The sequence below is a fragment of the Streptomyces sp. S3(2020) genome, from assembly GCF_013044505.1.
In the GTDB taxonomy this organism is placed as follows: domain Bacteria; phylum Actinomycetota; class Actinomycetes; order Streptomycetales; family Streptomycetaceae; genus Streptomyces.
Window position 1 is genome coordinate 20,149 of record NZ_JABERD010000023.1, and the last position, 20,215, is coordinate 40,363.

Genomic DNA, 20,215 nt, shown 5'->3' on the forward strand with positions numbered 1-20,215 from the left:
GCAGACATGACCGTACTGGTCGGATACGTTCCCTCACCCGAGGGTGAGGCCGCGCTACGGGCAGGGATCGACGAGGCCCGGCTGCGCGGGGAGAAGCTGCTGGTGGTGAACACCTCGCGCGGGGACGCCTATGTGGACCCGCGGTTCGCGCAGGAGCCGGACCTGGCCCATGTCCGGGAGGATCTGGCCGCGCTGGGCGTCGAGTTCGACCTCCGTCAGGTGCTCGGCGGGGGCGACGCCGCCGAGGAGATCATCGAGCTGGCGGAGCAGGCGGACGTGTCCCTGGTGGTGATCGGACTGCGGCGGCGCAGCGCGGTCGGCAAGCTGATCACGGGGTCGGCCGCACAGCAGATCCTGCTGGGAACCGGCTGCCCGGTCCTCGCCGTGAAGGCGGCGGTGTAGCGCCGGCGCGCGTCGGTGGGAACAGGGCCCGCCCCAATGCGGATGGTGGGCGGGCCCTGTTCGTCCCAGACATTGTGGTGGGCGGATCGCACCCCGGACATGGGTGAACGGTGGCCACCCGAAGTGGATCGAGCACACCCCGAGTGCGCGGTCCGCACGGGGCCGCCGGCGGGACACCGACCCCGCCCGGACCTCGCGGACCGGCGGTGACGATACTGGTGGGCGCACGGAACCCCGCCCCACAGATGGACTCATGCAGACCTCCTCCTCCGCCACTCTTCCCCCCACCGTGTGGCCGGCCCGCGGCCGCCACGTCGGATCCGCCGCCGCTGACGTGCTCCGCGTCAACCTCCAGCAGCTCAAGGACGGCGCCGTCGTCGACGACTTCCTCGAACTCAAGGAGGAGCGGGTCTTCGAGGCCCGCTGGCGGGTCGACGGGGAGGTGACCGTACGGGCCCGGCTCGCCCTCGGGTCCGGCGAGGAGTGGGTCCTGCTCGCGGAGGCGGAACGGCCGTGGAACCCGGCCTGGGCCTCCCCGGTCGGCATGTTCTGGCCGCTGGGCCCGGACGCGGACTGGGACCACCACACCGTCGCCGGGCTGCGCTTCCGGGAGGTCAACCGGCTGCCCGAGGACGACAAGGAGCTGCGGCGTCTGCTGCGGGAGTGTGTGCGTGACTCCTGGGCCGTGCACATCGTCGTCCACGAGGCGATGACCCCCGACGACCGTGGACTGCGGCCGCTGACCGAGCATCTGCCGCCGGGGCTGCGCCACCGCGTGGTGGAGCACCGGGCCGCGCCCCACCAGCTGCGGGCCGTCAACTGGGCGCTGAAGGAGTTCGACGTCCAGGTCCCGCGCGGCGGAGCCGTCGTCCTGCCCCCGCTGTCGCTCGACCACGGCACCGACGCCGACGACTTCTCCGTGCGCAGTGTCTTCCTCGACGGCACCCGGCCCACGGAACTGACCGACGCCGTGACCCGCTTCGCCGCGCTGCCCAGGCCGCTGCCGGAAGACGCCGAGGAGGCGCTCACCGCGCTGCGCGAGCGGTGGCGGCTGACGACCGCCGAGGAGGAGCTGGTCCGTCAGCGCGAGCTCGTCGCCATGTACGCCGAGGCGCTCGACGCGATGACGAAGTCCCGGGACCTGTACCGGGAGGCCGCCGAGCGCGCCAACGAGGCGCTGGCCGCCTACCGCGAGGCGGGCGCCGAGGCGACTCCGGGACCGCCCGCGGAACAGCCGGGGACGCCTTTGCGGCAGCTGACCCGGACCCTGGAGCGCTTCAAGCCCCGGCGACCCCCGCGGGACGAGGAAGGCGTCGGCTAGCCACAGCGAGCGCCGCGGTCATGGCGGCAGGCCGGTCTGCCGCGGCGCCCGCCGCACGCTCACCCCACCGGTAGACGGTCCGCCGCGCTCCGCGCGGGTGTGTGCGAGGCCAGAGTGACGACCAGCGCGGTCAGCGCCGCAAGGGCAGCGCAGACGGCGGTGAGGCCGGCGGCCCAGGCCGGTGCGAGCGTGAGGTCGAGGGCCCCGGACAGCCGGCCCGAGGCGAACCGGCTCGCGTACAGCTGGGCCGCGGCCAGGGCCGCCGGCACCAGGACCGCCGCCGCCAGGACCGGCACCGCCGGACGCACGGCCACCAGCAGGCCGATCAGCATGCACAGCCCGGACAGGCCGAGGACGAGTCCGTAGCGGCGCAGGGACACCCCGTCCTGGTGCACCGGGAAGTGGGCGGCGGCGCACAGGAGGAGGGCCAGGACGGTGAGGCGGCCGGGCAGGCGGGGAGGTCCGGCGGGCCGGCGGCGCACGAGGCCGGTGAGGTCCGCCGGGTCGCGGTCCTGGCCGGCGTCGTCCATGTCGTCCGCCGTCTCGGCCGGTTCCGTGGCCTGCGGCGAAGGAGTGCCCTTTCGTTCCTCGGACAGTCGTCCGATCAGCTCCACGAGTTCCTCGACGGACCGGCCGGTGGCGGCCGCCCTGACCGCCTCCTGCCCGCAGTGCGGGTCGAGCGGCGCCTGTCGCAGCAGCGCCATCAGCCGGGTCACGTCCTCGACCGGGCGGTTCCGGGCCGCGGCGCGGATCGTTTCGTCCACGCTCGTCCCGTGGCGCGGCGGCCGGGTGAGCAGGACGACCAGCCGGGTGACGTCGTCCACGGAGCGGTTCACGCCGACCGCGCGGAGCGCGTCGATCGTGGCCCCCGCGTACAGGGGGGACTGTTCGAGGAGTGTGATGAGCTGGGCCACCTCTTCCAGCGGGCGGTCGGCCACGGCGGCGCGCACGAGGCCGTCCACCGGATCGTCGTAGGCCGAACCGCTCCCGTCGCCGACGGCGGGCGCCGGGCTCAGGGTGCCGGCGTTCTGCGTCGCGGGTATGGCGGGGTCGTTCGGCTGCGGGGTGGACGAGCGAGTGGTCATGCGCGGTTCTCCAAGCAAGGGGCTGCTGGCCGCTGCTGCGCCCCCGACGCGCGACAGGCGACCTTACGGTGACCATTACCGGGTGTCCGCGCCGCGGGCGCCACTCGGGTGAGCCACGGGTATGAGTCCCGCTCGCCGCCCCCACCCCGTCACCCCCACTGGTGTTCGAGTGCACCGGTTTGGCCCTGATGGGCAATACCGGCGCCCCGAGCGGGAATCCGATTGTCTGTGCGCCCTTCACGGGCGCCCCGGAACAAGGAGGGCCGTTGGACATCACCACCCGATGGATCGCCGTCGCCGTGCTCCTCGCGGCGGCCGTCCTGGCCGTTGCCGTCGCGGTGTTCGTACGGCTGGTCAGGGCCCGGCGCGGGCTGCGCGAGGCCGGACTTCCGACCGGCCCGCGCTGGGTCTTCTGGGGTGCGCTCGCGTACTTCTTCCTGCCGGCCGACCTGGTGCCCGACCCCGTGTACCTCGACGACATCGGCGTCCTGCTGCTCGCGTTGCGCACGATGCGCAGGCACTCGGGCAGTGAACCTGCCTGACTTCACCCACGTCTCCCCCATTGTCCGGACCATGAACCGCCTATGACTACGCAGCGTAAGGAAACCAATCACCCGTTCGATTCGTATAAGTCTCAGGAAGCCGACGGGAGTCGGCGGCCCGAGCGACGGCGCAAGGTGACCATCGCTGGATCGGCGCAGGACCCACGAGGGAGAGACGATGCAACCGTTCGCGCTCAACTACGCACGTCCGGCAGCGCAGTCGGAGGTCACCGCTCCGTACGCCTACGACACCGGACTGCAGTTGAACGTGCTCTCGGACGGGCGGATCGCCGCCCGTGACCAGGCGCTGCTGAGAGAGCTCGGGACCACGACCTCCACCGCGGGGTCGAAGACGCACTTCGACGACTGAACACAGGCAGGCACTGATGACCGTGTTGATCCTGACCTGTGAAGCGGACGTCACCGCCGACATGGTGGTCGTCCACCTCAATACGACGGGGGTTCCGGTGGTCCGGCTCGACCCCGCCGACCTGACCGAGGGGGTCGCGCTGTCCGGCGAGTACGTGCACGGCGCCTTCCGCGGCCATCTGTCGGCGGGAGGCCGGCTGGTGAGCATCAACGGACTGCGGTCCGTCTGGGTGCGCCGGCCGGGCACCGCGGCCACCCGGGCGGCCGAGCCGTCCGGATGGCTGACCGAGGAGTCGTCACAGGCGCTGTACGGGATGCTCCGCAGTTCGGGGGCGCGCTGGATGAACCATCCCGACGCCTCCCTCCGGGCCCGGCACAAGCCCTGGCAGCTGCGGCACGCCCAGCGCTCCGGGCTGCCCGTGCCGGCCACGCTGATCACGACGTTTCCGCAGGCCGCCCGTGAGTTCTCGGCGCGCTATCCGGACCTGGTGGTCAAACCGGTCTCCGGGGCGCATCCGCAGGACCCGCCGAGGGCGGTGCCGACCAGCCGGGTCGCGCCGGACACGGACTTCTCCGCCGTCGCGTTCGGTCCCACGCTGCTCCAGCGGCGGGTCGCCAAGCGGGCGGACATACGGCTCACGGTGGTGGGCGAGCGGATGCTGGCCGCGCGCAAGACGACCGCGGAGGACGACGAGGTGGACGTCCGTTTCGCCTCGCCCGCCTCTCCGTGGCGTCCCACCGATGTGCCGCCACGGGTCGCCGAGGGCGTGCGCGCCTATGTACGGGACGCCGAACTGGCTTATGGCGCCTTCGACTTCGCCGAGGACGCCGACGGGACGTGGTGGTTCCTGGAGTGCAATCAGTCGGGGCAGTTCGGCTTCGTCGAGGTGGAGACGGGTCAGCCGATCGCCCGCTCGATCGCCGAGTGGCTGGCCCGGCCCGTGCCGGAGGGTGCCCAGCGTGTCAACGGCAGGGACACCGTGGTTCCCTGAGCCTCACAGCTGCCCGGGGCCGGGCAGGGCCGCCCGCTGCCACTGCGGGGCGGGCGGTGTGGAGGGCAGTTCTCCGTAGTGGGAGCGGCTGGTCGACTGGAGAGGCTGCATGACGAACTCCAGTTCCCTGCTGACTCGCTCGGCCTCCCTGCGAACCTGAGTGGGTACGTCGCCGCGCTCCGCGATGAGTCGGTCATAGATGGGGGAATCCTGGAACACCCGTCAACGTGCCTTTCGTGTCACGGCCCATAGGTATGGGCGCAGCTGCCGAGTCTAGGCGCCCCTGCACCCTGCGGGGTGAATTCCACCGTTCGGCTTGACTCAGGCCCCCGTCGTGGAACCGGGGCGGACGATCATCAGAACGGTGACCGTGGCCCACAGCAGGTTGAAGATCCCGGTGAACATGGCGAGTTGGACGGTGTGGGCGCGCTCGACGGTCTGCCGGGCGCCCAGTTCCTCGAGGATCTCCTCCTGGCGGGGCAGCACGAAGGCGACCAGGATGCCGGCGGCCACGGCGGTCAGGGTGATGGAGGTGACGAGCCAGGCGTCGCCCAGGACACCCATCGCGGCGGCGGTCGCGAGGCCGAACACGGGCACGGCCACGCCGAGGCGGGCGTAGACCCGGCAGATGCGGTGCAGCAGGGCGACGGTGTCCGCCGCCGTCCCGGAGGGGTCCGCGCGGCGCGCGGCGGGCGGGAACATGCTGGCCGCGACGGTCACGGGGCCGATGGCGACGATGGCGGCCAGGACATGGAGGGACAGCAGGAACTTCGTCATGGGGAGGCGTCCAGGGTGGTTCGGAGGTGTTCGGCCGCCCACGCTAGGGACCCCGGTGCCGGATCGCACAGAGGCTGAAACGACAGCTTCCAACGGATTCCCGCCAACCGCTGTGACCTGCTCTCCTTACCCCGGGGCACTGTGGTGGCGCTGGCGGGAATCCGCCTATCGTGGCGTTCATGCACACCGTGGCGATCCTGGCTCTCGACCAGGTGGTGCCGTTCGACATGGCGGCGCCCATGCAGGTCTTCGACTGGACACGGCTGCCCGACGGCCGCTCGCCCTACCGGATCGGGCTGTGCGCCGCGGCACCGGAGGTCCGGGCCGACGGCGGCTTCTCGCTGCGCGTCGAGCGCGGCCTGGAGGCGCTGGCGGACGCGGACACGGTCGTCGTGCCAGGCTGCTCCCCGGCGGCCGGGCCGACGCCCGCGCCCGTTCTGGAGGCGCTGCGCCGGGCGGCCGCGGCGGGCACCCGGATCGCCTCGGTGTGCGTGGGTGCCTTCGTGCTGGCCGAGGCCGGACTGCTGGACGGGCTGCGCGCCACGACGCACTGGGTGGCCGCGAAGGAACTGGCCCGCCGCTTCCCGGACGTACGGGTGGAGCCGGACGTCCTCTACGTCGACAACGGGCAGATCCTCACCTCGGCCGGCGCCGCCGCGGGCCTCGACATGTGTCTGCACATGATCCGCCGCGACTTCGGCTCGGCGGTCGCCGCGGACGCCGCCCGGATGTCCGTCATGCCGCTCGAACGGGAGGGCGGACAGGCCCAGTTCATCGTTCACGACCATCCGCCCGTGCCACGCGGCTCGACGCTCGAACCGGTCCTGGAGTGGATCGAGGACAATCTGGCCCGGGAGATCACCCTGGCCGCGCTGGCGTCCCGGTCGGGGATGAGCGAGCGGACCTTCAGCCGCCGGTTCCGTGAGCAGACGGGCACCACACCGCTGCAATGGCTGCTGCGGGCGCGCGTGCGGCGCGCCCAGTACCTGCTGGAGAACAGCGACCACCCGATCGAACGGATCGCGCGGCAGGCGGGGTTCGGATCCCCGACCGCGTTCCGCGAGCGGTTCCGCCGGGTGGTCGGCACCGGTCCGCAGGCCTACCGCTCGGCTTTCCACGGGAGGCCGGGACCCCCGGCAACGCGCGTCTGAGCCTGCGGACTCCGGTGCCGAGGAGGTCTCACACGGCCAACAGGCCGCCGCGTCCCGCCGGTTCCGGCACCGCGGACGCCGTCCGGCCCACGCCGAGGAGCAGGGTGTCCGCCTTCGCGACGGCGTCGCGGATACCGGTGGTGCCCATCATGACGCAGAGTGTGTAGCTGACGTCCTCCAACTCCCTTGTCGTCGCCGGGTCGCCCCGCTCCGCGTCGGCGATCCGCAGCGATGCGTACCGCGTCAGCAGCCTTCTGACGACCTTCGGATCCGGAACGAGCACGGAGAGCCCCTCTCTCGATTTTCCGTTGCGTATGCCCGAGCAGGGGGAGGCCGATCCCATCTCCCGCCCTCCGGCTCGCGATTGACGGAATCCTGTCGCCGGGCACCCGACTGACGCTCGAATCCCACCGGTGCGAAACCCACAGGAGTGACGTTACGGCGGGTACGGCGTCGACCCGCTTCTCCCGGGGGCCGCGGACAGTTGAACAGGGGGCAGCCCCTCAGCACGGACGCATGAACGCACGAACGGTGTACGCCCATGAACCACCCCCAGCGCCTGCTCTGCGCGCTCTACGTCGGCACGAGCTCCGGACTCGCCCTGACCACGGTCCACGAGTTCCGTCACGGCCCCTGGTGGGCCGCGTGTCTCTTCGCCGCCGCGAGCCTCGTCCCCCTGGTCGCCTTGGTCCGTGAGGCCGAGCCCCGTGAGCCGGCGATCGCACGGCGACTGCGCTCCGTCGGGTCCGATGCCGATGAGGACGTGGTGCGCATCGAACTCGACGCCGCGTGCTGCGAGCGCTGGTGGACGAGCTGCGGCACCGAGCACGACGCGACCTGCCCGCACCGCGTCCCCCGGAGCAGCGCCGCCTGACGGGTGCGGTGCGATCAGGCGACCTGCCCGCTGTGCAGTGCCGTGTACGCCCCTCCCCGGCGCAGGAGTTCGTCGTGCGTGCCGATCTCCTGGACCCGGCCGTCGCCCATCACCACGATCCGGTCGGCGCCCCGCACGGTGGACAGCCGGTGCGCCACCACGAACGTGGTCCGTCCGCGCAGCAGCCTGGCGAGCGCCTGCTGCACCAGGGCCTCGGAGCGGGTGTCGAGGGCGGAGGTCGCCTCGTCGAGCACCAGCACCCTGGGGTTCCTGATCAGGGCGCGGGCGATGGCGAGGCGCTGGCGCTGCCCACCGGACAGCCGGGCGCCACGCTCGCCGACCAGGGTGTCCAGGCCCTGCGGCAGCCGCTCCACGAACTCCAGCGCGTTGGCGTCCCGCAGGGCCGTGCGCACCGTCTCCTCGTCGGCCTCGTCCTCCATGCCGTAGGCGACGTTCTCGCGGATCGTGCCGTCGAAGAGGATCGACTCCTGCGGCACGACCGAGACGAAGCGCCGGTAGGTGCGCAGGTCGAGGGTGTTCATGTCGGTGCCGTCGAGCAGCAGCCGGCCCGAGGTGGGGCGGATGAAGCCGATGACGAGGTTGAGCACGGTGGACTTGCCCGCCCCGGACGCGCCGACGAGGGCGATGGTCTCCCCCGGCCGCACCAAGAGGGTGAAGTCGTGCACGGCGGGCCGCTCGCCGGCCCCGTAGGCGTGGCCGACCTGCTCGAAGGCGACGGCCCCGCGCACCTCGGACACCTGCGACTTGCCCGCGTTGTCCTCCAGTTCGGGCGCCTGGAGGACCTCTCCGACCGAGCGGACGGACTCCAGGCCCTTGGTGATGACGGGGGCGAGACCTGCCAGCGTGGTCGTGGAGTTGGTGAGCGTGGTGAGGAAGGCGCTGAGCATCACGACGTCGCCGGGGGTGACGCCCCAGACGTCGTAGTACGACACCAGTGCCGCGCCGGCGAGGACGAGGACCCCGACGACGTTGAGCACCACCCAGGCCAGCGACCCGAAACGGCCGTTGACCAGGTCGAGGCGCATACCGGAGGTGAGCAGCCGGTGCAGGGTGCCGTCCATGCGGCGCAGCGCCTTGCCCTCCAGTCCGTGGGCGCGGGTGACCGGGATGAGCCGGGTCATCTCCGTCACGCGGGACGACAGGGTCTCGACCTCGTGCCGGAAGTGCTCGTTGTGGGTGCGCAGCCGGGCGCGGAGGCGGGCCACGACGAGGGCCGCGGCGGGGACCACGACGAGGAAGACCGGCAGGAACTCCGGTGTGCGGATGCCGATGATGACGAGGCCGCCGATGAGTACGGTGCCCGCCCCGAGGCCGGTCTCGGCGGTCTGCTGGACCATCTGCTCGACGGTCTCGACGTCCCGCACCACCTTGGCCTGGAGCACGCCGGCGCTGACGCGGGAGTGGTAGCCGATGGACAGCTGCTGCATGCGGGTGCAGAGCGCGGAGCGCAGGGAGGTGCCCATGCGGCGCACGCTGCCGTACAGGAGACGGACGTAGAGGATGTGCAGGGGGTAGTTGACCAGCAGGATCAGCAGGATGATCCCGGTGCTGAGCCAGAGTTCGGTGATCGCCCGGTGCTGGACGACGGTGTCGATGATGGTCGCGGTGATCAGCGGCAGCAGCCAGACGGGGCTGTGCTTGACGGCGAAGATGCCGACCGCCGCGGCGAGGCGGCGACGGTCGGCGCGGAACAGGTAGGCGAGGGTACGGATGGGGTGCTCGCCCCGGTAGCGGTGGTCGAGCGGTCTCTCCAACGGCGAGGCCATTGGTGACGGTTCCTTCCGAGGGTTCGGATCAGGGGGCCTGTGGCGAGCGCTTTCTCCCCAAGGAGTGCCGGATTACACCGCATCCAGTTCGGAGATCTCGTCGGCCGTGAGGACCAGGTCGGCCGCGGCGACCGAGTCGAGGATCGTCTCCGGGCGGCTGGCGCCCGGGATCGGCACGACGACCGGCGACTTGGCGAGCATCCAGGCGAGGCAGACGCGCTGCGGGCTCACCCCGTGCGCCTCGGCGATCCGGGCGAACGGCGCGTAGGCGGAGCCCAGTTCGCGGGCCCGGGAGATGCCGCCGAGGGGGCTCCAGGGCAGGAACGCGATCCCGAGTCCGTCGCACAGGCCCAGTTCGGGCTCGCTGGAGCGGAACGCCGGGGAAAACTGGTTCTGCACGGAGACGAGTCGTCCGCCGAGGATGTCCTGGGCCTGGCGGATCTGCTCCGGGTTCGCGTTGGAGATGCCCGCGAGCCGGATCTTGCCCTCGTCCAGCAGGTCCCGCACGGCGCCGACCGAGTCCGCGTACGGCACGCGCGGGTCGGGGCGGTGGAACTGGTACAGCCCGATGGCCTCCACCCCGAGCCGGCGCAGGGACGCCTCGCAGGCCTCCTTGAGGTACCGCGGGCTGCCGTCCAGGGTCCAACTCCCGTCACCGGGACGCAGATGGCCTCCCTTGGTGGCGACCAGGACGTCGGCGCCCCGGTCGTGGGAGGCGAGGGCCTTGGCGATCAGGGACTCGTTGTGGCCGACCTCGTCGGCGTCGCGGTGGTAGGCGTCCGCGGTGTCGATCAGTGTCACGCCCGCGTCGAGGGCGGCGTGCAGCGTGGCCAGCGAACGGGCCTCGTCCGGCCGCCCCTCGATCGACATGGGCATCCCGCCCAGACCGATCGCGCTGACCTCGACATCACCGATGCGTCGCGTGTGCATGGGCTCGTGACCTCTTCCGGGCTGTCGCGCGGGACGATGGGTGCCGGCAAGCGGTTGCACCGCGCCGGTCGCACACCAGCCTGAACCCGCCTCGGCCCGCAGGTCCAATAGAAGAACGCGAACGTATTCAGCAGTGCGAGGACTGAATCACCGGGGGCCTCGCCGCGCAGCGACCGTCACCGAACCGGGCCGTCTGCGACGTATCCGGACGCTTCGGCATCAGGCCTCGGCATGGCATCGATCTTTCCCGGCATTCCGCTTGCGCGGCCCGCGGGTGCCTGTGGCACTCTCGGTCTGGACCTTCGGGGTGTGGAAAGGCGGGGGCATGCGCATCGGACTGCTCGGTACGGGCCCGTGGGCCGAGGGGGCGCACGCGCCCGCTCTGAGCCGACACGGCGAGCTGGATTTCGTCGGGGTGTGGGGCCGTCGTCCGGAGGCCGCCAAGGAGTTGGCGGCCCGCTTCGGCACGCGGGCCTACGACGACGTCGACGCCCTCTTCGCCGACGTGGACGCCGTCGCGGTGGCGCTGCCGCCCACCGTGCAGGCCGGTCTTGCGGTGCGGGCGGCCCGTGCGGGCTGCCATCTGCTGCTGGACAAGCCGCTCGCGCCGACGGTCGAGGAGGGCCGGGCCGTGGTGGCGGCGGTCCAGGAGGCGGGCGTCGCCTCGGTCGTCTTCTTCACGACCCGTTTCCAGAGTGTCACCGAGGCGTGGATCACCGAACAGGCCGCCGTCGAGGGCTGGTTCACCGCGCGGGCCGAGTGGCTCGGCGCGGTGTTCACCACGGACAGTCCGTTCGGGTCCTCGCCGTGGCGGCGGGAGAAGGGCGCGCTGTGGGACGTGGGACCGCACGCCCTGTCGGTGCTGCTGCCGGTCCTGGGCGACGTACGGCGGGTCGCTGCCGCCGCGCACGGTCCCGCGGACACCGTGCACCTGGTCCTCGACCACGCCGGTGGCGCGTCGAGCACGCTGACGCTGAGCCTGACGGCGCCGCCCGCCGCGGCGGGCGCGGCCGTCGAACTGCGCGGCGAGGGCGGGGTGACGCTCCTCCCGCGCAGTCCGGACGGTGCGGTTCCGGCGCTCGAACGTGCCGCGGACGCGCTGCTCGCCGCCGCTCGCAGCGGCCGTCCGCATCCGTGCGACGCGGTGTTCGGGCTGCGGGTCACGGAGATCCTGGCAACGGCGGAGGCGATGCTGGGCGGCTGACGCCGCTCACCACTCGCTCCCGACCGCCTCCGTCAGCCGGGAGACGGCGGCCGGGTCCGGCAGGCCGGCCAGTGTGTCGACGACCTTGCCGCTCGCGAACTCGCGCTGTTCGGCGCTCGCGTCGGGGGCGATCGCGCCCTCGGCCTGGACCTTGACGAAGTTCAGATCCGTCGCGAACAGCATGGAGAACGAGTCCAGGCTCCTGACCGTCGCAGGGCCGCCGGCGTCCACATACGCCCGCACGAGCAGACGGGCGGACCCGGCGGTGAAGTCGTTGCGGCCCGCCCAGACGTACAGGGCACTGGCGAGTTCGCGGTCCGCCGCGATGGGCCCGGCGTTGTCCCAGTCCAGGAGTGTCGGGCCGGCCGCGCCGACCAGAACGTTCTGCGGCTGCATGTCGAGATGCGACAGCACGACGTCACCGGGTCCGGACGGGGAGACGTACCGGGCCAGTTGGGGCGCCCTGGTGTCGATGAACCGGCCGAGGTCGTCGGCCCACGGCATCCCGGCCCGGCGGACCTCCTTGTGGAGCACCGCCCAGTCGGTGTCCCGGGGGCACTCCTCGTACCAGACATGAGGTGTCCCGGTCGCGCCCTCGCCCGCCCGGTGGAGAAGCGCCAGGGTCCGGCCGCACCAGCTCAGGGTGGCCGGGTCGGTGGGGTCCGCCGGGGTTCCGGTGACCCAGTCGTAGAGCTTCACGGCGGATCCGTCGAGCTGCGAGACGTGGCCGCCGTCGCGGTTGGGGAGGAGCCGGGGTGCGGAGATCCCCAGTTCCTGCGTGGCGGCGCGCAGGGCGATCTCCTGCCGGCTGTCCTCCTCGCTGCCGCCGAACAGCAGCTCCTTGACCGCCCATGAGGTGCCGTGCCCGGTCAGCTTCCAGATCTGCCCCAGGGCGCCGCGGGTGACGGGCGTCATCGTCCAGGGCCCGGCACCGAGTCCGTAGGTGTCGGCGATCAACTCCGCGTGGCTTTGCATGCAGGTCCTCTCCAGGGTTCTCGGCCACCCAAGATCGCAGGGAGGGCACCTATGCGTCGAAGGGTTTGTCGCTCCAGCGGAACCGGGCCCGGTCGCCCTCCTCTCCCGGGTCCTCGGTCAGGGCGAGTTCGCGGGCGAACAGCTCCCGCAGGGTGCCGAAGGCCGCAGCGGGCGTGAAGTGGCCCGACAGCCAGGGGAAGTCGGCTTCGTCGATCAGGATCTCCCCGATCAGGACGTCGCCGCTGTGCAGGTGCCAGACCTGGCCGTCGAACCCCACTGCGCCTGCGTCACCCGGTGCCGACTCTCGTGGACACCTTGCCATCCGGCACCGACAGCGGCGCCTCGGGCTACCGCGCGCCGGTGGGCAGACGGAAGTTGACGCGTTCGCGGGTGACCGGATACCCGGCCTTGGCGAAGTGCGCGGCCATCGGGACGTTGCCCTGGTCCGTCGCGGCGACGATGAACTCGGCGCCCTGTGCGACGAGGTAGTGGGTGCACTCGGTCAGGAGGTCGTAGGCGTAGCCGTGGCCGCGCTGTCCGGGCACGACCCCGATGAAGCCGATGATCGGGGCCTGGTGGTTGCGGGCCGGGATGTGGATCCCCGCGAGTTCTCCGTCCGGCGTGCGCGCGACCTGCCACCACTCGCGCGGCGACGGACACCAGCGGAAGAAGTCGAGCTCCTCCTGAGCCGCCTTGTCGACACCGCCCTCCTCGACGGCCTTCAGCGCGTGGGCGTCCAGGGTGGCGGAGTGAATGCGGCGCAGCGCGTCGAAGAAGACGGCGTCGTCGGGTTCGGCGCCGAAGACCAGACGTCCGGGCCGTTCGGGCAGCCCGCAGGCGGGGGTCCAGCGGTAGTTGAAGCGTTCGACCAGAAGCTCGTATCCGGCCGCCCGTGCGGCGGTGAAACGGGCCTCGACGGCGGTGCGCAGGGCCGGGTCCTCGCGCCAGCGGGGCGGCAGGCTGAAGTCGATGTCGACCTGCCAGGGCGCCGAGCGCAGGAGTTCCGCGGCCGCCTCGGTCTCGCCGTCGGCCATGTCGAGCCGGTCGACGCAGAGCGGCTCGGTGTCGTCGGGTCCTCCCCACCAGGCGGCACGGGCGACGATCCGGCCGTCGCGCAGCGCCACGCGCTGCCAGTCGGGGCGGTGCCGGGTCAGCGGGTGCGCGGCGCGCACACCGAGCGGGTCGGGCAGGGAGTCGAACTCGTGGGCGGTGCTGTCGTCGAGCTGGCGGATGACCGGTGCGGTCATGGATTCCTCCGGGATGCATGCTGCGTGAAGCGCTCCCGGGAAGCTCAGAGACGCACGCCGGGGACGACGGGAAGGGAGCGCGGGATGTCGGTGTACTGCACGGCACTCGCCTCCTTCCGTAGGTCTCGGGGCGTGACGGCGTCATGCTAGAAGCGGCTCCGGCTGGGTGTCCAGCCGATTTCCCGGCGTGCGGGGCGCACCGGCTCGGAGGACCGTAGAGGCGTGGGAAAGGCGCGGGTCGCACGGGACCACCGGGAGCGGCGCGGCTGGTTGCACGGCGCACCGCCGCCCGGCTGGGTACGCGTGCTGCCGCCCGCCCTGCTCGCGGGGGTGTGCGCGGCGACCCTGGCCAGCCCCGAGCCCCTGGACATCGGCTTCCTGCTGGGTGCCATCCCTCCGCTGGCCGTGCTGTCCTACGGCCCCGCGGGGACCGCGCTGCTCGGCGCCCTCGTGGTGAGCGTGCTGGTCGTCCCGGCGTTCCGGCTGAACGATCCCGGCACCACCGATCTGCTGACCGTGTCCTTCGTCGCCGCGCTGAGTGTGCTGGTGTCCTTCGTCCGGAGCCGTCGGGACGCCCAGCTGGTCACCGAACGGGCGGTCGCCGAGGCCGCCCAGCGGGCCGTGGTGCCGCCGCTGCCGGAGCGGGTCGGGCCGGTGGGGTGTGTGGGGCTGTACCGGGCGGCGCAGCGCGGCACGCTCGTCGGCGGTGACTTCTTCGACGTACGGCGAGGACCGCACGGCGTGCGTGCGGTGATGGGTGATGTGCAGGGGCACGGGCTGTCGGCCGTGGCGACGGTCGCCTCGCTGCTGGGCGCGTTCCGGGAGGCGGTGCTGGACGAGCCGGATCCGGAATCGGTCGCGGCGCGGCTCGACCGCAGGCTGGTCGTGGACTCCGCGGACGTGCCGCACGCCGAGTTGTTCGCCACGGCCGTGGTGCTGGAGTTCTCCGCGGACGCGCGGGAGGTGCGGATCGTGGTGTGCGGGCATCCGGCGCCGCTGCTGCTGCGCGAGGGGCGGGTGGTGGAGCTGGCGGTGCCGGCGGGTGTGCCGCTGGGCCTCGGGCTGTCCGGGGCGGGCCCGGCGGTGGGGGTCACGGTCTCATTGCGCGCCGGTGACCGGCTCTTTCTCGCGTCCGACGGTGTCTCCGAGGCCCGCGGCGGTGACGGTGCCTTCTACCCGCTGCTCGACCGGCTCCCCGGGTTCACCGACGACGAGCCGGCGGTCATGGTGCGGCATGTGTGGCGCGACCTGACGGGGCACTGCGGGACCGTCCTGGACGATGTGACGATGCTCGTCCTCAGCCCTGCCTGACCTGTTCGTGCTCCCCCTCGGCGTCGATGTGCGGCAGGATCCGGTCCAGCCACCTCGGTGTCCACCAGGCGTGCCGGCCCAGCAGCGTCATCACCGCCGGAACCATGAGCAGACGCACGACGGTCGCGTCGATCAACACGCTCACGGCGAGTCCCAGACCGAGCATCTTGACCACGATGTTGTCGCTGACGATGAACGCCGCGAAGACGCTCACCATGATCAGCGCCGCGCAGGTGATGACCCGCGCGGTGATCTCCAGCGCATGGGCGACCGACGCCTTGGCGTCCCCGGTGCGCAGCCAGGCCTCGTGCACCCGGGACAGCAGGAAGATCTCGTAGTCCATGCTCAGCCCGAAGATGATCGCGAACATCATCATCGGGACATAGCTCTCGATGGGCACCTTGCCGGAGACGCCGAGCGCGGGTCCGCCCCAGCCCCACTGGAAGACGGCGACGACGACACCGTAGGAAGCGGCGATCGACAGGATGTTGAGGACGGCCGCCTTGATCGCGACGAGCAGTCCGCGGAAGACCGCGAGGATGATCAGGAAGGCCAGCGCGACCACGACACCGATGATCAGGGGCAGCCTGCTGGAGACGATGTCGCGGAAGTCGACCTGCGCGGCGGTCGTGCCGGTGACGTAGCCGTGGGCGTCGGTCCCGGAGACCGCGGCGGGCAGGGTGTCGTCGACCAGGCGGTTGGTCAGGTCCGTGGTGGCGGCGCTCTGCGGGGACGTCTTCGAGTAGACCGTGCCGATCAGGACGTCGCCGTCCTGGGTGGCCGTCAGCGGGGTGACGACGGCCGCGCCGGAGACACCGTCGAGGGTCTTCTGGGCCTGTGAACTGAGCGCGGAGCGCCCGGAGTCCGGTACGGAGGTCTGGTCGATGACGACGGTGAGCGGGCCGTTGGAGCCGGGCCCGAACGCGTCGGTCATCAGGTCGTAGGCGCGCCGGTCGGTGAAGGAGGTGGGGTCGGCGCCGTCGCCGATGTGGCCGAGCTGGATGGAGAAGACCGGGATGGCGAGGACGGCGACGGTCACGACACCCGCGGCCAGGTAGCGCAGCGGGTGGTGTTCCACGCGCAGCGCGTAGCGGTGCCAGGTGCCGTGCGGCTCGGCGCCCTCCTCGGCGTCGGTCTCGGCCACGGGCCGGCGCACCCGGTAGCGGTCGATACGGGTGCCGATCAGCCCGAGCAGGGCCGGGACCAGGGTGAGCGCGCCGAGCACGGCGGAGACGACCGTCACGGCGGCGGCGAGGCCCAGTTTGCCGATGAACGACACGCCGGAGGCGGACAGGCCCGCGAGCGCGACGATGACCGTGCAGCCCGAGACGAGCACGGCACGCCCGCTGGTCGCGTTGGCCCGGCCCGCGGCGGTGACCGGGTCGGCGCCGTTCATCAGGTACTGCCGATGGCGGGTGATCAGGAACAGCGCGTAGTCGATACCGACGCCGAGTCCGATCATCGTGGCCAGGGTCGGCGAGACGGTCGCGAAGGTGAACGCGGCGGCGAGCAGTCCGAGGCAGGCGAGCCCGCCGATCACACTGATCAACGCGGTCACCAGCGGCAGGCCCGCGGCGATCACGCTGCCGAAGCCGATGAGCAGGACGACGATCGCCACCGCGAAACCGATCAGTTCGCTCACCCGGTCGTCGGCGGCGGGCCGCGCCAGCTCGCCGAGCGGTCCGCCGTACTCGACGTCGGCTCCGGCCGACCGCAGCGGCTGCACCGAGGTGTCCACCCCGTGCAGGTAGTCGTCGCCCAGGGTGGAGGGCTGCACGTCGAAGCGGACCGTGATGTACGCGGTCTTCGCGTCGGAGGACAGCGGTCCGACGGGCGAGGCGGTGGCGGTCAGCGGGTTCTGGACAGCCAGGACGTGCGGGAGCTTCTGGAGGTCGCCGACGGTCGTCGACATCTGGGAGCCCAGCGAGGTGAGCGCCTTGTCGCCGTCGTGCACGACGATCTGGCTGCTGTAGCCGCCCGCCGCCGGGTCGTGCTTCTTCAGGACGTCCAGGCCCTGTTGGGACTGCACGTCGGGCAGGGAGAAGTTGTCCTCGTACTCTCCGCCGACCGACCGGTTCAGTACCTGGAGAGCGACCAGGGCGACCAGCCAGCCCACGATGACGATCACGAAATGCCGGGCACACCACTGGCCCAGCCGTCGCAGTGCCCCGATGGCGGCGGTCCCCTCGTCCCCTGCGGTACTTCGAGTGGGTGACATGTCCTGGACCTTCGTTCGGTACCCCCATTACACGCCCGCCCGATCACCTCGGCATCCCGGGCGAGTCCGCTCCGGATGCACGCGACGCTCCCGGGGTGAATGGTGAGAGCGGACCCGATGACGACCCGAGGAGCAGAGATCATGCCGACGTCACAGCCCGACGCGTCCGGTCCGTCCGAGGACCGCGTCACCCCGGACGCCCTGCTCCACACCCGTACCGGCACCGAGGTGTCGCCCGAGGACGTGGTCCTCGCGGCGGGCCGGGACCTGACCCCGGCCAATCTGGAGTGGGCCCGGCGCAAGCTGGCGGCCGAGGGGCCGGCCGCCCTGGAGAAGCTGCTGCCCTGAACTCCCCCACGGTCCGGGCCCGGCGTCCGGCCGGGCCCGTCAGTCGGGTGCGTCCTCGTCCAGGCACAGCACCGGAACCCGCTGCACGAGGTTGTTGGCGAACCCGCCCCGGTTCCAGGGCTGGTCCAGCGGCTGGGTGTGTCCCTCGGCGTCGGTGGCCCGCGCGCTCAGCAGGTGTTCGCCGGGCGTCGCCGTCCAGGTGAAGTGCCAGCGGCGCCACGCCCAGCGGTGTCCGCCGTCCGGCTCCAGCGCGGTCTCCCGCCAGGTGCGTCCGGCGTCCGCGCTCACCTCGACCCGGGTCACCGGCGCCCGCCCCGACCAGGCACGTCCCTCCAGCGGGATCAGGCCCGGCCGGACCACCCGGGTCCGTGACATGAAGTCCGGGAAGCCCGGCGGCACCAGCAGGGCGCGCGGCGCGATCCGGGTGACGGGTTCGCCCGGGTCCTCGGGGTGCTCCCGCAGGCGGTAGGCGACGGCCTGCTGGAACCCGGTGAACGGCTCGCCCGCGACGTTCACGTCACGCAGCCACTTCACGTGGGCCATGCCGTACCAGCCGGGCACCACCAGGCGCAGCGGACGGCCGTGCTGCGGCGGCAGCGGGGCGCCGTTCATCGCGTACGCCACCAGGACCTCGGGCTCGCCGCCGGTGGCGTCGGCGACGGGCAGGGAGCGCTGGTAGTCCTGCTCGACCCCGCGTTCCACGCCGTGATCGGCGCCGGTGAAGACCACGTCGACGGCGCCGGCCCCGACGCCGGCCTCCGCCAGCAGCAGCCGCAGCGGCACGCCCGTCCACTCGGCGGTGCCGACCGCTTCGACGAGCCAGGGCTGGCTCACCGGCCGGGGGGTCAGCAGGGCCCGTCCGTTGCCGGCGCACTCCAGCGTCACCCGGGTGGTGACCTGCGGGAACGCCCGCAGTGCGGCCAGGTCCAGGCGCAGCGGGCGGCGGACCAGGCCGCCGACGGTGAGCTGCCAGGCGGTGTCGTCGGGGACGTAGGGGATGTCGTAGTGCGTCAGCACGTAGTGCAGGCCCGGCGGGGTGAGGTCGTGGCGCAGGGCTTCCAGGGGGATTCCGTGGTTGCGGGTGGCGAGGGCGAGTTCGTCCGGGCCGATGCCCTCGTCGGGGCCGGCCAGCCGGGCGGGTGCGCTCGCGTCTCCGAGTCGATGACCCATGACACCAGTGTCGCGCCGCGAGCCAACCCTTGCACGGTGCCTGCCGGTTCACCCTTTCGAACGGGGCCCTCGAACTGCCAGACTGCGGAAGATGCCCGACTTCGACATGCTCGTCATCGGATCCGGTCCGGGTGGCCAGAAGGCCGCCATCGCCGCGGCCAAGCTGGGCCGCCGCGTGGCCGTCATCGACCGCCCCGACATGGTCGGCGGGGTCTCCATCCACACCGGCACCATTCCCTCCAAGACCCTGCGCGAGGCGGTGCTGTACCTCACCGGTCTCACCCAGCGCGATCTGTACGGCCAGAGCTACCGGCTGAAGGACGACATCACGGTCGGGGACCTGACCGCCCGTACCCAGCACGTGGTCAGCCGTGAGGTCGACGTCATCCGCAGCCAGCTCTCCCGCAACCACATCGCCCTCTACGCCGGGACCGGTCGCTTCGTCGACGCCCACACGGTCGCCCTGCGCGAGGTGACAGGTCACGAACGGCTGCTCAGCGCCGAGCACATCGTCATCGCCACGGGCACGCGTCCCGCGCGGCCGGACAGCGTGGAGTTCGACGAGCGGACGATCATGGACTCGGACAACGTCCTCGCCCTGGAACGGGTTCCGCGGTCCATGGTCATCGTCGGCGCCGGGGTCATCGGCATGGAGTACGCGTCCATGTTCGCCGCGCTCGGCAGCAAGATCACGGTGGTGGAGAAGCGCGCCCAGATGCTCGACATGTGCGACATCGAGGTGATCGAGTCGCTCAAGTACCACCTGCGGGACCTCGCCGTGACCTTCCGGTTCGGGGAGACGGTGGCCGCGGTCGAGCGCCATCCTCGGGGCACGCTGACGATCCTGGAGAGCGGCAAGAAGATCCCCGCCGACGCGGTGATGTACTCGGCGGGCCGGCAGGGTCTCACCGACGGACTCGACCTGGACAAGGCGGGTCTGTCGGCGGACCGGCGGGGCCGGATCACGGTCGACGAGTTCTACCGCACCGAGGTGCCGCACATCTATGCCGTCGGCGACGTCATCGGGTTCCCGGCGCTGGCCGCGACCTCGATGGAGCAGGGGCGTTCGGCGGCGTACCACGCCTTCGGGGAACCCGTCGGGCGGATGCACCAGCTCCAGCCGATCGGCATCTACACCATCCCCGAGATCAGCTTCGTGGGCCGGACGGAAGATCAACTCACGGAGGAGAGCGTCCCGTTCGAGGTCGGTATCTCCCGGTATCGCGAACTGGCCCGGGGGCAGATCATCGGTGACTCGCACGGCATGCTGAAACTGCTGGTCTCACCCGAGGACCGCACGCTGCTCGGCGTGCACTGCTTCGGCACCGGCGCCACCGAACTCATCCATATCGGCCAGTCCGTGATGGGCTGCGGCGGCACGGTCGACTATCTCGTCGACGCGGTGTTCAACTACCCGACGCTCGCCGAGTCCTACAAGGTCGCCGCCCTCGACGCCACGAACAAGCTCCGTCAGATCGACCGCATCGGCGACTGAACTCCGGTCAACAACGG

General features: G+C 71.9%; 22 protein-coding genes. 11 read left to right on the top strand and 11 right to left on the bottom strand.

The annotated features are described in order from the left end of the window. The first annotated feature begins 6 nt into the window (after positions 1-6). Positions 7-402 carry a universal stress protein gene (locus tag HLK59_RS10585; RefSeq protein WP_171141078.1) on the top strand — a complete coding sequence of 132 codons (396 nt, stop codon included), beginning with the start codon at positions 7-9 and terminating at the stop codon, positions 400-402. 253 nt (positions 403-655) lie between these two features. Further along, entirely contained in the window at positions 656-1,723 is a 1,068-nt protein-coding gene (locus HLK59_RS10590) for a hypothetical protein (protein WP_171141079.1), read from the top strand. A 59-nt stretch (positions 1,724-1,782) separates the two neighbouring features. Here HLK59_RS10590 and HLK59_RS10595 read toward each other — a convergent pair whose 3' ends face one another. Beyond that, positions 1,783-2,808 carry a hypothetical protein gene (locus HLK59_RS10595; protein ID WP_171141080.1) on the bottom strand — a complete coding sequence of 342 codons (1,026 nt, stop codon included), beginning with the start codon at positions 2,806-2,808 and terminating at the stop codon, positions 1,783-1,785. Between the two features lie 266 nt (positions 2,809-3,074). Between HLK59_RS10595 and HLK59_RS10600 the strand changes: the two genes are divergently transcribed. From HLK59_RS10600 to tgmB, 3 genes are all read left to right on the top strand, one after another. Further along, positions 3,075-3,350, top strand: coding sequence for a YkvA family protein (locus HLK59_RS10600; protein ID WP_171141081.1), 276 nt, complete (start codon positions 3,075-3,077; stop codon positions 3,348-3,350). Between the two features lie 178 nt (positions 3,351-3,528). Further along, positions 3,529-3,720, top strand: a complete 192-nt coding sequence (gene tgmA, locus HLK59_RS10605; protein ID WP_171141082.1) for a putative ATP-grasp-modified RiPP — start codon at positions 3,529-3,531, stop codon at positions 3,718-3,720. 16 nt (positions 3,721-3,736) lie between these two features. Further along, the gene (gene tgmB / locus HLK59_RS10610; protein WP_171141083.1) at positions 3,737-4,711 is read left to right on the top strand and encodes an ATP-grasp ribosomal peptide maturase; all 975 of its coding nucleotides are present in this window, start codon (positions 3,737-3,739) and stop codon (positions 4,709-4,711) included. Between the two features lie 3 nt (positions 4,712-4,714). Here the strand turns inward: tgmB and HLK59_RS10615 are convergent, their stop codons facing one another. Both HLK59_RS10615 and HLK59_RS10620 read right to left on the bottom strand, forming a co-directional pair. Further along, positions 4,715-4,930 (bottom strand): hypothetical protein, encoded by a 216-nt coding sequence (locus HLK59_RS10615; RefSeq protein WP_171141084.1) that lies wholly within the window; start codon positions 4,928-4,930, stop codon positions 4,715-4,717. Between the two features lie 102 nt (positions 4,931-5,032). After that, positions 5,033-5,488 (bottom strand): DUF2269 family protein, encoded by a 456-nt coding sequence (locus HLK59_RS10620; protein WP_171141085.1) that lies wholly within the window; start codon positions 5,486-5,488, stop codon positions 5,033-5,035. Positions 5,489-5,667: 179 nt separating this feature from the next. Between HLK59_RS10620 and HLK59_RS10625 the strand changes: the two genes are divergently transcribed. Further along, positions 5,668-6,639 (top strand): helix-turn-helix domain-containing protein, encoded by a 972-nt coding sequence (locus HLK59_RS10625; protein ID WP_171141086.1) that lies wholly within the window; start codon positions 5,668-5,670, stop codon positions 6,637-6,639. A 28-nt stretch (positions 6,640-6,667) separates the two neighbouring features. Here HLK59_RS10625 and HLK59_RS10630 read toward each other — a convergent pair whose 3' ends face one another. After that, a complete protein-coding gene (locus HLK59_RS10630) occupies positions 6,668-6,922 on the bottom strand; it encodes a DUF5133 domain-containing protein (protein WP_171141087.1) in 255 nt (84 codons plus the stop codon). Between the two features lie 258 nt (positions 6,923-7,180). On the opposite strand from HLK59_RS10630, the gene HLK59_RS10635 reads away from it, so the two are divergent. Further along, on the top strand, positions 7,181-7,513 hold the full coding sequence (locus HLK59_RS10635) for a hypothetical protein (protein ID WP_171141088.1): 333 nt from the start codon (positions 7,181-7,183) through the stop codon (positions 7,511-7,513). A gap of 14 nt (positions 7,514-7,527) precedes the next feature. Here HLK59_RS10635 and HLK59_RS10640 read toward each other — a convergent pair whose 3' ends face one another. Next, a complete protein-coding gene (locus HLK59_RS10640; RefSeq protein ID WP_171141089.1) occupies positions 7,528-9,300 on the bottom strand; it encodes an ABC transporter ATP-binding protein in 1,773 nt (590 codons plus the stop codon). A 72-nt stretch (positions 9,301-9,372) separates the two neighbouring features. Further along, entirely contained in the window at positions 9,373-10,230 is an 858-nt protein-coding gene (locus HLK59_RS10645) for an aldo/keto reductase (RefSeq protein ID WP_171141090.1), read from the bottom strand. 325 nt (positions 10,231-10,555) lie between these two features. Between HLK59_RS10645 and HLK59_RS10650 the strand changes: the two genes are divergently transcribed. After that, positions 10,556-11,434, top strand: coding sequence for a Gfo/Idh/MocA family oxidoreductase (locus HLK59_RS10650; RefSeq protein WP_171141091.1), 879 nt, complete (start codon positions 10,556-10,558; stop codon positions 11,432-11,434). 6 nt (positions 11,435-11,440) lie between these two features. On the opposite strand, the gene HLK59_RS10655 is transcribed toward HLK59_RS10650, so the two are convergent. The 3 genes from HLK59_RS10655 to HLK59_RS10665 all read right to left on the bottom strand — a co-directional run bounded on the left by HLK59_RS10655 (position 11,441) and on the right by HLK59_RS10665 (position 13,656). Continuing rightward, entirely contained in the window at positions 11,441-12,409 is a 969-nt protein-coding gene (locus HLK59_RS10655) for a phosphotransferase (RefSeq protein ID WP_171141092.1), read from the bottom strand. A gap of 49 nt (positions 12,410-12,458) precedes the next feature. Beyond that, positions 12,459-12,686 (bottom strand): hypothetical protein, encoded by a 228-nt coding sequence (locus HLK59_RS10660; RefSeq protein WP_171141093.1) that lies wholly within the window; start codon positions 12,684-12,686, stop codon positions 12,459-12,461. A gap of 70 nt (positions 12,687-12,756) precedes the next feature. Further along, positions 12,757-13,656, bottom strand: coding sequence for a GNAT family N-acetyltransferase (locus HLK59_RS10665; protein WP_171141094.1), 900 nt, complete (start codon positions 13,654-13,656; stop codon positions 12,757-12,759). A 222-nt stretch (positions 13,657-13,878) separates the two neighbouring features. Here HLK59_RS10665 and HLK59_RS10670 point away from each other — a divergent pair, with 222 nt between their 5' ends. Further along, entirely contained in the window at positions 13,879-14,967 is a 1,089-nt protein-coding gene (locus HLK59_RS10670) for a PP2C family protein-serine/threonine phosphatase (protein WP_346779697.1), read from the top strand. Here HLK59_RS10670 and HLK59_RS10675 read toward each other — a convergent pair. Further along, positions 14,954-17,185, bottom strand: a complete 2,232-nt coding sequence (locus tag HLK59_RS10675) for an MMPL family transporter (RefSeq protein ID WP_171141095.1) — start codon at positions 17,183-17,185, stop codon at positions 14,954-14,956. The genes HLK59_RS10670 and HLK59_RS10675 overlap by 14 nt on opposite strands. Positions 17,186-17,326: 141 nt before the next feature. Here HLK59_RS10675 and HLK59_RS10680 point away from each other — a divergent pair, with 141 nt between their 5' ends. Further along, positions 17,327-17,533 (top strand): hypothetical protein, encoded by a 207-nt coding sequence (locus HLK59_RS10680; RefSeq protein ID WP_171141096.1) that lies wholly within the window; start codon positions 17,327-17,329, stop codon positions 17,531-17,533. A 39-nt stretch (positions 17,534-17,572) separates the two neighbouring features. On the opposite strand, the gene HLK59_RS10685 is transcribed toward HLK59_RS10680, so the two are convergent. After that, entirely contained in the window at positions 17,573-18,703 is a 1,131-nt protein-coding gene (locus HLK59_RS10685) for a sulfite oxidase (RefSeq protein WP_171141097.1), read from the bottom strand. Between the two features lie 91 nt (positions 18,704-18,794). Between HLK59_RS10685 and sthA the strand changes: the two genes are divergently transcribed. Next, a complete protein-coding gene (gene sthA, locus HLK59_RS10690) occupies positions 18,795-20,198 on the top strand; it encodes a Si-specific NAD(P)(+) transhydrogenase (RefSeq protein WP_171141098.1) in 1,404 nt (467 codons plus the stop codon). Positions 20,199-20,215: the final 17 nt, after the last annotated feature.